Here is a 14094-nt window from a genome sequence, read left to right as displayed (position 1 = left end):
GGCCGACCCCTCGGCCGGGGTTGTGCCCCTGCTCGCGACCCTGCCCCGAGGAGACGACGTGCCGCGCTCGTCCAGACGCCTCTCCACCCTGTTCCTGGCCGTCCTGACCGTCGCCGGGTCGACGGCCGGCTACTCCGGCGCCCAGCCCCGGCCCGCCGCCCCGCAGCCGGTCACCCGGCAGGTCGCCGACCAGGCCCCCGAGCCGCCGCCCGGTGCCGCGTCCTACGCCTACGACGCCCTCGGGCGGCTCACCGGCGTCGTGGCCGCGGACGGCTCGGTCGCCCGCTACCGCTACGACGCCGCCGGCAACGTGACCGGCGTCGAGCGGCTCGGCACGCCCGCGGTGGCGGTGCTGTCGGCGGTGCCCGGCAGGGTGCGCCCCGGCGACTCCATCACCGTCACCGGCAAGGGCTTCACCACCTCGGGCACCACCGCCCGGATCAACGGCGCCCCGGCGCCGGTCACCTCCGCCGAGGCGACCGAACTCGTCGTGACCGTTCCCGACGGCGCCACGAGCGGCCCGCTGGAGGTCACGTCGCCGAACGGCACGGCCGCCCTCGACGGCGTCGTGGTCGTCGGCGACGACCGGCCCGCGCTGACCGGCTTCACGCCCCGGGCCGCCGCCCCGGGCGCCACCGTCACCCTCGACGTCGTCCACACCGATCCCGAGTTCGCCAACAACCTGGTGCGGCTCAACGGCGTCCTCGCCCCGGTCACCGCGCGCACCGACACCAGCCTCACCGTCACCGTGCCGCCCGGCGCGGCCTCGGGCCCGTTCTCGTTCAGCACCCCCGCCGGCACCGCGACCAGCTCCGCCGTCTTCGTGGTGCCGCCCTCGGGCGTCGCGCCGGAGAACATCGACTCGGCCGGCGCGATCCCCGTGGACACCGCGACCCAGGTCGCGATCCCCGCCGGGAAGTACGCGCTGCGCCACTTCGCGGCCGCCGACGGCGAGCGCTTCGCCGTGACGCTGAGCGGCGGCACGTTCGGCTCCTGCAACCTCGAAGCCCGCGCCTACGACGAGCGCAACCGGCAGACCGGCTCGGCGTCGTGCCCCGGCACGAACGGCTGGATCGAGACCGGCCCCGCGACCGGCGCGGGCCTGCGGACGATCGTGCTGCGCAACACCTCGGCCACCGCCGGCACCACCTCGGTGACCGTGCACCGGGTGCCCGCCGACCTCGACGCGGGCGCGCAGCCGCTGGACGGCACCGCGAAGACCGTCACCACCACCCACCCCGGCCGCAACGGCCACACCACGTTCCAGGGCACGGCCGGTCAGCGGGTGCTGATCCAGACGAGCGCCACGTCGTCCGGGTTCGGCTGCTGCGACCTGGACTGGTGGCTGGTCGCGCCGGACGGCACCCGGGTCGGGGCCGCGAGGTACGGCAACAGCACCCTGGACACCACGACCCTGCCGCAGACCGGCACCTACCTCATCCGGCTGGACCCGGCTCGCGGGCTCACCGGCTCGACCACGATCGCCGCGTGGAACGTCCCCGCCGACTTCGACGCGGGCGCGCAGTCCTTGGACGGGACCGCGAAGACGGTCACCTTCGGTAACCCGGGCCAGAACGGCTTCACGACGTTCCAGGGCACCACGGGCCAGCGGGTCCTGGTGCAGACCAGCGGCACGTCCTCGGGCCTGGGTTGTTGCGACCTGGACTGGTGGTTGTCCGCGCCGGACGGCACCCGCGTGGGGGCCGCCAGGTACGGCAACAGCACGCTGGACACGATCGCGCTGCCGCAGGACGGCACGTACCGGGTGGTGTTCGACCCGGCCGCCGCTCTGACCGGCTCGACGACGGTCAAGGCGTGGACCGTGCCGGCTGATTTCGACGCGGGTGCGCAGGCGTTGGACGGGACCGCGAAGACGGTCACCTTCGGCAACCCCGGTCAGAACGGCTTCACCACGTTCCAGGGCACGGCCGGGCAGCGGGTGCTGATCCAGACCAGCGGCACGTCGTCCGGGTTCGGTTGCTGTGACCTGGACTGGTGGTTGTCCGCGCCGGACGGTTCGCGGGTGGGTTCGGCGAAGTACGGCAACAGCACGTTGGACACGATCGCGCTGCCGCAGGACGGCACGTACCGGGTGGTGTTCGACCCGGCGGCCGCCCTGGTCGGCTCGACGACGGTCAAGGCGTGGACCGTGCCGGCTGATTTCGACGCCGGTGCGCAGGCGTTGGACGGCACGGCGAAGACGGTGACGTTCACCAACCCGGGCCAGAACGGGTACACCACGTTCCAGGGCACGGCCGGTCAGCGGGTGCTGATCCAGACCAGTGCCACGTCGTCCGGGTTCGGTTGCTGTGATCTCGACTGGTGGCTGACCGCGCCCAACGGCGCCCGGGTCGGTTCGGCGAAGTACGGCAACAGCACGCTGGACACCATCGCCCTGCCCGAGGACGGCACGTACCGGGTGGTCTTCGACCCGGCCGCCGCCCTGGTCGGTGCCACGACGGTCAAGGCGTGGACCGTGCCGGCCGACTTCGACGCCGGTGCGCAGGCGTTGGACGGCACCGCGAAGACGGTGATGTTCACCAACCCCGGTCAGAACGGGTACACCACGTTCCAGGGCACCGCGGGCCAACGGGTCCTGGTGCAGACCAGCGGCACGTCGTCCGGGTTCGGTTGCTGTGACCTGGACTGGTGGTTGACCGCGCCCAACGGCGCCCGGGTCGGTTCGGCCAAGTACGGCAACAGCACGCTGGACACGATCGCGCTGCCGCAGGACGGCACGTACCGGATCGACTTCGACCCGGCCGCCGCCCTGGTCGGTGCCACGACGGTCAAGGCGTGGACCGTCCCCGCCGACTTCGACGCGGGCCAGCAGTCCTTGGACGGCACCGCGAAGACGGTCACCTTCACCAACCCGGGCCAGAACGGGTACACCACGTTCCAGGGCGTCACGGGCCAACGGGTCCTCGTCCAGACCAGCGGCACGTCCTCGGCGTTCGGTTGCTGCGACCTGGACTGGTGGCTGACCGCACCCAACGGCGCCCGGGTCGGCACGGCGAAGTACGGCAACAGCACGCTGGACACGATCGCGCTGCCGCAGGACGGCACGTACCGGATCGACTTCGACCCGGCCGCCGCCCTCGTCGGCGCCACGACCGTCAAGGCGTGGAACGTCCCGGCGGACCTCGACCTCGGCCCGCTGCCCCTCGACGGCACGGCGAAGCCCGTCACCTTCACCAACCCCGGCCAGGACGCCTTCGCCACGTTCACCGCCGCCGCCAACCAGCGCGTCGTCATCACCTCCACCGGCACGTCCTCGGCGTTCGGCTGCTGCGACCTGGACTGGCAGCTCAACGCGCCCAACGGCAGCCGCGTCGGCGCGGCCAAGTACGGCAACAGCACGCTTGACGTCACGCTGCCCTCGGCCGGCACGTACCGGCTGGTCGTGATGCCGACGGCCGCGCTGGTCGGGTCCGTCACGTTCACCGCCACCCGGCCCGCCGGCGCCGCCTCCGCCAGGACCGAGCTCACCCCGGCGGAGCCGCAGGCCACCGAGGGGACGCAGGCCCGACCGGCGACCACACCGGCCGCCCGCAAGCCCGACGCGGCCCGCAACGTCGACGACCCCCGGCCGACGCGCCCCGCCCCCGGTCGGGTGCCCGCCGACCTGCGCTCGCCGAACGCGGCCACCCCGGACCGCACCCCGGAACCCGACCTGGCCCCGGCCTGGTCACCCGACCAGGGCAACCTCGACGGCGTCGACTGGGCCACCCGCCGCCCGGACCCCGAGCCGGTCACCGACCTGGTCGCCGCGCCCGGCAAGACGGCGGTCAGCGGCCACGTGCGCGGCCTCGACGGCGCGCCGCTGCGGGACATCCCGGTGCGCGTCGACGACGTCCGCACCACCACCGACGCGCAGGGCCGCTTCCTGCTCACCGGCGTCCGGACCAACGCCACCACGCTCGTCGTGGACGGCTACGCCGCCGAGACCGCCCCCGTCCGCTACGGCACCTTCCGCATCCGCGCCAAGGTCCGGCCGGACGTCACCACCCCGCTGGACGCGCCGGTCTGGCTGCCGCGCCTGGACATGCGCAACACGGTCAGGATCGGTGCGCCGACCACCCGCGAGACCGTGCTGACCACCCCGGACGTGCCGGGCCTCGAGGTCCGCGTCCCGGCCGGGTCCGTGGTGCGCGACCAGGACGGCAACGTGGTGCGGGAGCTGGGCATCACCGCCATCCCGGTGGACCGGCCGCCGTACCCGCTGCCGCGCAACGGCATCGTGCCCACGTACTTCACCGTCCAGCCGGGCGGGACGTCGATCTTCCCGGACGGCGCGTCGGTGGTGTACCCGAACTACACCGACCTGCCGCCCGGCGCCGAGGTCGACTTCTGGAACTACGACCCGGCCGACAAGGGCTGGTACGTCTACGGCAAGGGCCGCGTCGACGACGGCGGCACGCGCGTGGTGCCGGACGAGAAGACCCGGCTGTGGACCCTCGACGGGGCCATGTTCAACACGCCCGGCAACCCCAAGCCGGACAAGCCGTGGTGGCAGGACCTGATCGACAAGCTGTCCGGTGACCCGGTGGACCTGTCCACGGGCCTGCTCACCGACTCGCACACCGACCTCGGCCTCGGCGACACCATGCCGATCTCGCTCACCCGCATGTACTGGCAGGGTGACGGCCAGGTCCGCGAGTTCGGCCTGAACTCCGGCGCCGACTTCAACATGTTCCTGGCCTCCGAGCGCCAGTACCAGGAGGTCGACCTCTACACCCCCGGCGGCGGCCGGGCGCACTACGTGCGCACCTCGCCCGGCACGGGCTACAGCGACGCCGTGTTCGGCGCGGTCGGCTCACCGGGCCGCTACACCGGCTCCACCATCGCCCAGGTCGACGGCGACTGGGTGCTGACCCTGCGCGACGGCACCAAGTACTTCTTCCCCTGGTACGCCCGCGCTCGCGCCATGCAGGACCGCAACGGCAACCAGGTCACCTTCATCCGGCCGAGCGGCGCCAACGGCGAGGTCACCCAGATCGTCTCGCCCAACGGCCGCTGGATCTCCCTGGAGTACGACTCGACCAACCGGGTCGTCGCGGCGCGCGACAACATCGGTCGCGCCACCTCCTACACCTACGACACCGCCGGCCGGCTGGCGACCGCCACCGACGTCGCGGGCAAGGTCACCACCTACACCTACGACAGCGCCAACCGGATCACCCGCATCACCGACGCGCGCGGCGTGGCCTACCTCGACGTCGTCTACGACGCCAACGGCCGCGTCCAGCGCCAGGACCTCGCCGACGGCGGCACCTTCCGGTTCGCCTACACGCTCGACCCGGCCGGCGCGATCACCGAGACGCGCGTGACCCAGCCCAACGGGGCGGTCCGCCGCGTCACCTTCGACGCCAACCACATGGTCGCGACCGACACCGCGGCCCACGGCACGTCCCTGGCCCGCACCACCACCTACGTGCGCGGGCCGGACAACCGGGTGGACGCGGTCGTCGACCCGCACGGCAGGCGCACCGGGTACACCTACGACGCGGCCCAGCGGATCACCCGGACCACCGGGCTGGTCGGCACCGCGGACGAGTTCGTCGGCGGCGAGGTCACCTACGGGCCGTTCGACCGGCCGCTGAGCACCACCGACCCGGCCGGCCGCACCACCACCTACACCTACGACGCCAAGGGCAACCCGCTCACCGTCACCGACCCGGCCGGCCTCGTCACCGGCACCACGTGGACCTCGACGGGCCAGGTCGCGAAGGTCACCGAGCCCGGCGGCGGCGTCACCTCGTTCACCTACGAGGCGGGCGGCGCGGTCGAGGCGAAGGACCCGCTGGGTCGCGTGACCCGGAACTTCGTGGACGCGGCCGGGCGGCTCGTGCAGGAGACCGACCCGGCCGGCGCGAAGTCCCTGACCGCGTACGACGTGTTCAACCAGCCGGTCACCGTCACCGACGCGCTGGGCGGGGTGAGCCGCTTCGCCTACGACGACAACGGCAACCTCACCTCGTACACCGACCAGCGCGGCAAGACCACGCGGTGGACCTACGACGGCCAGGACCGGCCGGTGTCCACCACCGACCCCCTCGGCCGCACCGCCACCACGACCTACGACGCGGCGGGCCGCGCCACGGCCTCGGTCAACCGCTCCGGCACCCGCTCGGAGACCGCCTTCGACCTGCTCGACCGGCCGACCTCGACCCGGTTCGGCGTCACGGGACCGCAGGCGCAGGAGTCCCGGCTCACCTACTCCTACAACGCGTTCGACCGCCTGACCGAGCTGCACGACACGGCCGGCGGCACGCTCACCAGCACCTACGACGCGCGGGACCGCCTGCTCACCACGACCGGCCCGAACGGCACCGTCGGGTACGGCTACGACGAGGGCGGCAGGCAGACGTCCACCAGCCTGCCCGGACTGCCCACCACCACCTACACCTACGACGACTCGGGCGCGTTCACCGGCGTGGCGCGGGGTGGCGAGGCCACCACGGCGACCCGTGACGCCGCGGGCCGGGTCGGGACCCTGACCCTGCCGGGCGGCTGGACGCAGACCTACGCCTACGACGCCGCGGGCCAGGTCACGGGCATCTCCTACGCCCACGCCGGCACGCCGAAGGGCGCCCTCGCCTACACCTACGACCCGGCCGGCCGACGCACCTCCGTGACCGGCGGCCTCGCCGGGGTGGTGCTCCCGGCGGCCCGCGCCGACCTGGTGTACGACGACGCCAACCGCCTGGTCTCGGCGGGCGGCGTCGCGCTGACCTACGACGCCGACGGCAACCTGCGCGGCGACGGCACCACCACCTACTCGTGGAACGCGCGCGGCAAGCTCACCGCCACCAGCCGCGTCGGCCTCACCTCGACCTACTCCTACGACGCGGAGGGCACCCGCACCGCCCGCGTGGTCGGCGGCGTCACCACGAGGTTCGTCCACGACGGCGCGAACGCGGTCGCCGAGCTGGACGCCGGCGGCGCGGTCACCGCGGCGCAGCTGGCCGGGGGAGTGGACCAGTGGTTCGCCCGCACCGCGGCCGGCGTCACCGACACGACCCTGACCGATGTGATCGGTTCGCCGATCGCCCTGGGGCGCGGCGACGGGGCGGTGGCCGCGACCACGGCCTACGACCCGTTCGGCACACCCGTCGCGACCGGCGACCGCCGCGGCTCGGACCTCGCGTTCACCGGCCGCCAGGACGACGGCACGGGCCTCATGCACTACCGGGCCCGCTACTACAGCCCGGCGTTGCAGCGGTTCGTGTCCGAGGACCCGATCGGCATCGCGGGCGGCACGAACCTGTACGCCTACGCGGCGAACTCGCCGACCAACCTCACCGACCCGTCCGGCCACAACCCGCTGCTGGTGGGCTGCCTGGTCGGTGGCCTGCTCGACGGCGGGATGAACTACGCGGGCCAGCGCCTGTCCGGCCGCAAGGTCGACTGGGGCGGCGTGGGCGCGGCGGCGGCGGGCGGCTGCGCGATGGGCGCCCTCGGCGGGCTCGGCGGGCTGGGCCGGGCGGGCAAGGCGCTCGACGCGATGCCGCCGTTCCCGAAGGCGCTGACCCAGGGCCGCAACGCCGACGCGGGCGTGGACGTCTACCAGGGCCTCCGCAACGGCGACCCCGTGTACTCGGGCATCACCAACGACCTGAAGCGGCGGGGTAACCAGCACTCCGGCCGGGACTTCGAGCTCGACCCGGTCACCAAGAGCCCGGTGACCCGCGGCGAGGCCCGCGCCATCGAGCAGGCCCTCATCAACCGCAACCGCGGGGAGAACAAGATCAACAGCATCAGCCCGAAGCACCCGTACTACGATCAGGCCGTGAAGTGGGGTGAGGCGTGGCTGAACCGGAACCCTCGCCGGTGAACCTGGTCGCGGGCACGGGCTCGCGCAAGGCGGTGCGACCGGGCGACGTGTTCACCCTGGAGCTGGCCGACGGCAGGCACCTGTTCGGCCGGGTCGTGGGCGCGGACCTGCCCCGGGAGCGGGCGCCCATCCCCGGCGCGTACCTGATCTACCTCTACGACGCGGTGTCCGGCTCGCCCGAGCCGGACCTCGCCCGCCTGCGCCCGGACGCCCTGCTCGTGCCGCCCCTGTTCATCAACCGCCTGCCCTGGTCCAAGGGCTACTTCCGCACCGTCGCCCACCACGACCCCACCCCGGCCGACCTGCTGGAGCGGCACTGCTTCCGCACCAGCGGCGGGGAGCACCTCGACCGGGACGGGCAGCCGACCACCCACACCGAGCCGTGCGGCTCGTGGACCCTGGCCGGGTACTTCTCGGTGGACCGCGAGATCGGCCGCGCCCTCGGCCTGCCGGTCGTGGGCTACTCGCGGTGAGCCCCACCCGCCGCGCCTTCCTCGCGGGTGCGGCGCTGACCGCGTTGGCCGGGTGCGCGGCGGGCCCGGCGCCCGTCGGGCACCCGGCCCTGCGCCGCCCCCGGCGGGCGGGGGCGGTGGCGTTCCTGCGGACCGGGGCCGCCGCACCGCTGCTGGAGCTGCGGGGCGAACCCGACGTCCTGGTGGGCCTGGGCGCCCGCCTGGCGCCGGGCACCCCCGGCCTGACCGCCATGCCCGCGTTCCCCGGCGAGGTGCTGATCCCGGAGCGCAGCAACACCGACGCGTTCCTCCAGGTCGAGGGGGACGACGAGGAGGAGTGCCGGGAACGCCTGGCCGGGCTCCTGGCCGCGCTGCCCGACGCGCGCGCGACCTGGCAGACCACCGTCCGCCGCGACACCGTCGACGGCGGGTTGCAGCGCAACCCCTTCGGCTTCGTGGAGGGGCAGACCAACAGCGGGTCGGTCCTCCTGCCGACCGGTGACGCCCTCCTCGCGGTGCGCGTCATCCGCCTGGCGCACCGGTCCTGGGACGCCGACACCCCGGAGCACCACCGCCGCGTCATCGGCCGCCACCCGGACGGCACCTGGCTCGACGGCGCCCCCGCCCACGCCGACCCCGGCTACGCCGCCGACCCGACGGGCGCGGTGATCCCCCTGGACTCGCACGTGCGCGCCATGAACCCCCGCACCCCGGGCGCGCCGGCGCCCCGGATGCTGCGCCGGTCCTGGGCCTACCAGGCCCCGCCCACCGCGCAGGGCACCCCGGACGAGGGCGTGCTGTTCATGGCCTTCCAGGACGACTTCGGGAAGGGTTTCGCCCTGGCCCAGTCCCGCATGGCGGGCGACGCCCTGCACCCGTACCTGCTCACCGTCGGCGGCGGTTACTACGCGGTGCCGCCCGTCGGCTGACCGCCGGCCGGCCGACCGCCTGTCGGTCGACCACCTGACGGCTGACCGGTTGAACGTCGAGTACCGCGAACGGCCCAGTGTGCAGGGCTGTCGTGGTGTTCCTGCCCGCCAACCAGCACCGCGACCCGGCCGGGGAGTGGTCGGTCACCATCACCGCCGCACCCGGCGGCAGGACCGCCGTGGTCAAGGACCGGGACAGGGCGTCGGCCCGCGTGACGGGGCTGACCAACCGGACCGCGTACACGTTCACCGCGGTGGAGACCGTCGGCGGCGCCACCTCCCCCAGGTCGGCCGCGTCCGAGCCGGTGGTGCCGCGCGTCGCGCGCCGACCGCCGGCGCCGACGATCGACTCGGTGCTGGGCCGCGACAAGAGCCTGGTGGTGCACTGGAACCCCGGCGCCGACCGGGGCGCGCCGATCACCGGCTACACGGTCACCGCCGCGCCGTCGGGGAAGAAGGTCACCGTCGCCGGTGACGTCCGCACCGCCACCCCGACCGGGCTGACCAACGGCAGGGCGCAGACCGTCTCGGTGGCCGCCACCAACAAGATCGGCACCGGCAAGGCCGCGACCGAGGGCGATGCCGTGCCCGAACCGCCCTACGCGCCGGGCAAACCACGGGCGGTGTCGGCGGTGCCCTCGCGCGACGGCGCCCAGGGATCGCTGGACGTCACCTGGCAACCGCCGCTCGACGACGGCGGGGCCGCGATCACCTCCTACACCGTGACGACCTCGCCGGGAGGCAGGTCGGTCGCCGTCCCGGGCTCCGCCGGCACGGCGACGGTGACGGGACTGGACCCGAAGGTGGTCCACGTGGTCGGCGTGACCGCCGCCAACGGCGCGGGCGGGAGGCTGTCCACAGCCGGCACGGCGAGGGCCGAGCCCGGCTACAAGATCGGTGAGAAGACCGTCAAGCTGACCGTGAACAGCATGGACGCCATCAGCGAGATCGCCCACGACCGCGTGGTGTTCGACCAGGCCACCCCGCAGGTGAAGAAACTGGTCAAGGGTCAGGTCATCGTCGCCGAAGCACGCCAACCCCGGCCGCGCAAGGATCTGCTGCGCAAGATCACCGACGACAGCAAGCTCCAGGCCGAGGCCGAACTCGGCTTCGAGGCCGCGCTGACCGGGGAGGTCACGGTCACCCCGGACTGGTCGGTGAACGTGGACATGTCCTGGTTCCACCTCGACAGCGCCTCGGTCAGCGCGAGCGCCACCGTCCGGGCCTCGCTCGACGGCCGCTTCGCGGCGATGTTCTCCGGCTCGGCCGAACCGGAGAAACCCCTGGCGGAGTACGACTTCCAGTGCTGCACGGTCTGGATCGGCTGGTTCCCGCTGGCGCTGTGCCCCAAGTTCACGTTCAGCGGCAAGCTCAGCGCCGAGGGCTCGCTGGAGTTCACCTTCGACGCCGACTCCACCCGAACACCCCGGGGCCGGATCGCGCTGGGCGTCGACGTGGGGCTGACCTTCCGCGTGCCGCTGCTGGAGCTCGACGAGAGCGTCAGCGTCCACCAGGGGGAGTGGCCCGTCCGGGAATCCGGCGACAAGATCACCACCCTCAAGGTCGAGCCGACCACCCGCAAGGTCAGACCGGGTGAGTCGGTGCAGTTCACCGCCACGGCGATCGGCTGCGACAACACCCAACCGATCACCTGGTCCCTCGGTGAGAACGCCCTGGGCACGATCGGCGCGAGCGGGCTCTGCACCGCGCCCCCCACCGGTTCCGCGCAGGACAAGGTGATCGCCGGCAAGGCCGCGACCGGCACGTGCTCGGCGGCCGGTGGCCACGCCTACGTCCAGAGCGGGGTCGTCGCGCCCAGCGCGCCCCGGGACCTGTCCTCCCGCCGGGAGGGCGCGAACGTCGTCCTGTCCTGGACCCCGCCCGCCGACAACGGGCAGGAGGCGGTCACCTACGGCGTGGTCGTGTGCAAGTCGGCCGACTCCGACGACAGCTGCACCCTCCAGGAACCCACCTCCGCCACCACCTTCACCGTCGTCACCAACCCCGGCACCACCGACATGCCGGTCCGCGCCACCGTGCCGGCCCACAACAGCGCCGGCAACGGCCCGCCGGCCCGGTACCTGCCGCTCGTCTGACCGCCGCCACCGCCGCGGCGCCCGGTCCAGCGCCGCGCCGGTTCTGTCGGTACCCCCCGATAGCGTGGGCGCAGTTCACGTGAAGGGGGAGCGAACGCATGTCTGCCACGACGTACCTGGAGCTGTCGGAGGCCGGGGACGGCGCGCACAAGTTCTACGAGGTGCGGGTCGACGACACCGAGGTCACCATCACCTACGGGCGCATCGGGGAACAGGGGCAGGTCAGGAGCGCGACCTTCGCCGACCACGCCAAGGCGCTCAAGGCGGCCGAGAAGAAGATCGGCGAGAAGGTGCGCAAGGGTTACGCCCCCGCAGTCAAGGGCGCGCGCCAAGGCCGGTCGGTGAGCCGGCGGCAGATCGTCAGCACCCGCTCGACCGCCCGCCAGGCGCCGGTGCTGTGGCGGTTCGCCTCGGGCGCCCCGGCGTTCGGCATCTTCATCGGGGAGGACCACGCCTGGGTCGGCAACGAGAACGGCGACGTCTACACCCTCACCCACGACGGCCGGGTCATCGGGCGCTTCGGCCTGCCCGACGCGGTCAAGTGCATCGTGGCCGACGGCTTCTGGATCTACGCGGGGTGCGACGACGGCCAGGTGTACGACCTGGGCGCCAAGGTGCCCCGGGTGGCCTACGAGATCGCGGACGACGTCGACATCTACTGGCTCGACATCCACGACGGCGTGCTGGGCGTGTCCGACCGGCAGGGCCGGGTGACCGTGGTGGACCACGAGGACGAGTTCCAGTGGTCGTGCCCCGCCAACGGCGACAACGCCTGGATGGTCCGGTGCGCGCCCGAGGGCGTCTTCCACGGCCACTCCGGCGGCGTCACCCACTACACCGGCCGCGGCCACCGGGCCTGGCACGCCGACACCGTCGGGGAGGTGCTGTTCGGCTGGCAGGAGCGCACCGAGGTCTTCGCGGGCACCAGCCTGGGCCGGGTGCACCGGTTCCGCAAGTCCGACGGGCGCAAGACGGCCGACTACCTCTGCGACGCGCCCGTGCTCTCCTGCGCGACCTCACCCGACGGCGAGTTCGTCTTCGCCGGCGACAACCACTCCTCGGTGTACTGCTTCGCCGCCGACGGGACCCGGCTGTGGAAGCTGGCCACCGGGTGCGGCTCCGCGTTCTCCATGCAGTACCGCGACGAGCGGCTCTACCTGGTGACCACGAACGGGTCGCTCGCCTGCCTGGACGCCGGCCCGGCCGCCGTGCGCTCGGCCGAGCAGGGGCAGCTCCCGCCGCGCCAGGACATCAAGGCCGGCAGCATCGCCCGCGTCGAGGCGACCGCGGAGGTGGAGGTCGTCTCGCACGTCGCCCCCGGTGAGGGCGTCCTCGTGGAGTGCGTGCGGGAGGGCGGCCGGATCAGGGTGCACGTGGTCTCCGACGGGTACGACCGCTCGTGGGGCGTGCAGTTCCCGAAGAACATCCGCGTGCCCGGCGCCCGGTACCTGGTCTCCGAGGTGCTCACCTCGGCCGGCGGGTCGTTCTACCGCACCCGGGGCGAGATCAAGCGCCTCCGCTGAGCGCCCCGGCGGCACCCCTGCCCCGTACCCGGGTACGGGGCAGGGGTGCCGCCGTTTCGGCCACGCCGAAGCGGGCGAGTGACGGCATGGTGCTGAGCCGATCGGCCGCACCGCCGCCACCCCACCCCCACCGGCCCGCCGTTCGGGCCGGGAAGCGCCACCACGCCGTCACATCGGCAACCCGTGCGCACGACTCCCCGTAGCGTTGCCCGCCGAACGCGGCGGCGGTTATGTTCGATCGGTGTGGTCCGAGCCACACCTGGTCGAGGGGGTGCCCCGCCGGTGAGCGCACGGATGGCCGCTGTCGTCCTCCGCCGGTTCGGCGGGCCGGGAGCGCTGCGGGTGGAGCAGGTCGACGAACCCCGGTGCCCGCGGGGCGCGAGCCTGGTCGACGTCTCGTTGGCCGGGATCAACTTCGACGACCTCGAACACCGCCGCGGCGCGGACCCCGGACTGCCGCTGCCCGCCGTGCTCGGGGTCGAGGTGGTCGGGCGGCGCCGGTGGGACGGACGGCGGGTGGTGGCGCTGCTGCGCCGGGGCGGCGGGTACGCCCGGGTGGCCGCCGCCGTCGACGCGCACTGCGTGCCCGTGCCCGACGACCTCGACGACGCGCAGGCCGTGGCCCTCTTCGAGCAGGGCGCCACCGCCTACGGCGCGCTGCGCCTGGCGGGCCGGCTGCGGGCGGGCGAGTCGGTCGCGGTGACCTCCGCCGCGGGCGGCGTCGGGCACCTGGCGGTGCAGCTCGCGGTGGCGATGGGCGCGAAACCGGTGGTCGGGATCGCCTCCACGGCGGCCAAGCGGGCGGTGGTCGCCGAACTCGGCGCGGACGTCGTGCTCGCGCCGGAGCAGATCGGGGAGCTGCGCGCGGTGACCGGCGGGCGCGGCGCGGACCTCGTGGTGGACGGGACCGGCGGCGACCAGGCGAGGGGGGCGCTGCGCGGCCTGGCCCCGTTCGGGCGGCTGGTGTCCTACGGCTGGCGCGGCGGCGCGCCGGGCTGCGGGTGGGTCGACGTCGGCACCGAGGAGCTGGTGGACGGCTCGGTCGGGGTGGCCGGGTTCTGGATGCGGCACGTGGTGGACGACCGGGCGCTGCTCACCGGCATCGCCGACGCGCTGTTCGACCTGGCTCGCGCGGGGGCGCTGACCGCGCGGATCGACCGGGTGGTGCCGCTGGCCGGGGTCGGCGCGGCCCACGCTGCGTTCGCCGCCCGGCAGACGGTCGGCAAGGTGCTCGTCGACGTGCGGGAGGTGGGCTGA

At 73.9% G+C, this 14094-nt stretch carries 6 protein-coding genes; all 6 read left to right on the top strand.

Annotation, left to right across the window (positions count from 1 at the left end):
* Positions 1 to 58 precede the first annotated feature (58 nt).
* Positions 59 to 7837, top strand: coding sequence for an RHS repeat-associated core domain-containing protein (locus Q5530_RS07350; RefSeq protein ID WP_415361484.1), 7779 nt, complete (start codon positions 59 to 61; stop codon positions 7835 to 7837).
* A complete protein-coding gene (locus Q5530_RS07345) occupies positions 7810 to 8310 on the top strand; it encodes an immunity 26/phosphotriesterase HocA family protein (protein WP_415361483.1) in 501 nt (166 codons plus the stop codon). Before Q5530_RS07350 ends, Q5530_RS07345 begins: the two co-directional genes overlap by 28 nt.
* The gene (locus Q5530_RS07340; RefSeq protein WP_415361482.1) at positions 8307 to 9218 is read left to right on the top strand and encodes a Dyp-type peroxidase; all 912 of its coding nucleotides are present in this window, start codon (positions 8307 to 8309) and stop codon (positions 9216 to 9218) included. Before Q5530_RS07345 ends, Q5530_RS07340 begins: the two co-directional genes overlap by 4 nt.
* Before the next feature lie 92 nt (positions 9219 to 9310).
* Positions 9311 to 11314, top strand: coding sequence for a fibronectin type III domain-containing protein (locus Q5530_RS07335; protein ID WP_415361481.1), 2004 nt, complete (start codon positions 9311 to 9313; stop codon positions 11312 to 11314).
* Positions 11315 to 11412: 98 nt separating this feature from the next.
* Entirely contained in the window at positions 11413 to 12837 is a 1425-nt protein-coding gene (locus Q5530_RS07330; protein ID WP_415361480.1) for a WGR domain-containing protein, read from the top strand.
* A 294-nt stretch (positions 12838 to 13131) separates the two neighbouring features.
* Positions 13132 to 14094: a quinone oxidoreductase family protein gene (locus Q5530_RS07325; protein WP_415361479.1), complete on the top strand. Its 963-nt coding sequence runs from the start codon at positions 13132 to 13134 to the stop codon at positions 14092 to 14094.

The sequence above is a fragment of the Saccharothrix sp. BKS2 genome (assembly GCF_047689505.1).
Lineage (GTDB): Bacteria > Actinomycetota > Actinomycetes > Mycobacteriales > Pseudonocardiaceae > Actinosynnema > Actinosynnema lopnurensis.
The sequence above is the reverse complement of the archived record's forward strand: the minus strand, read 5'-3'. Positions and strand labels throughout refer to the sequence as shown.

Excerpts from the sequence above, each read along its gene's own strand:
- Q5530_RS07330 (WP_415361480.1), top strand. The coding sequence starts at position 11,413 with ATGTCTGCCACGACGTACCTGGAGCTGTCGGAGGCCGGGGACGGCGCG.
- Q5530_RS07325 (WP_415361479.1), top strand. The coding sequence starts at position 13,132 with ATGGCCGCTGTCGTCCTCCGCCGGTTCGGCGGGCCGGGAGCGCTGCGG.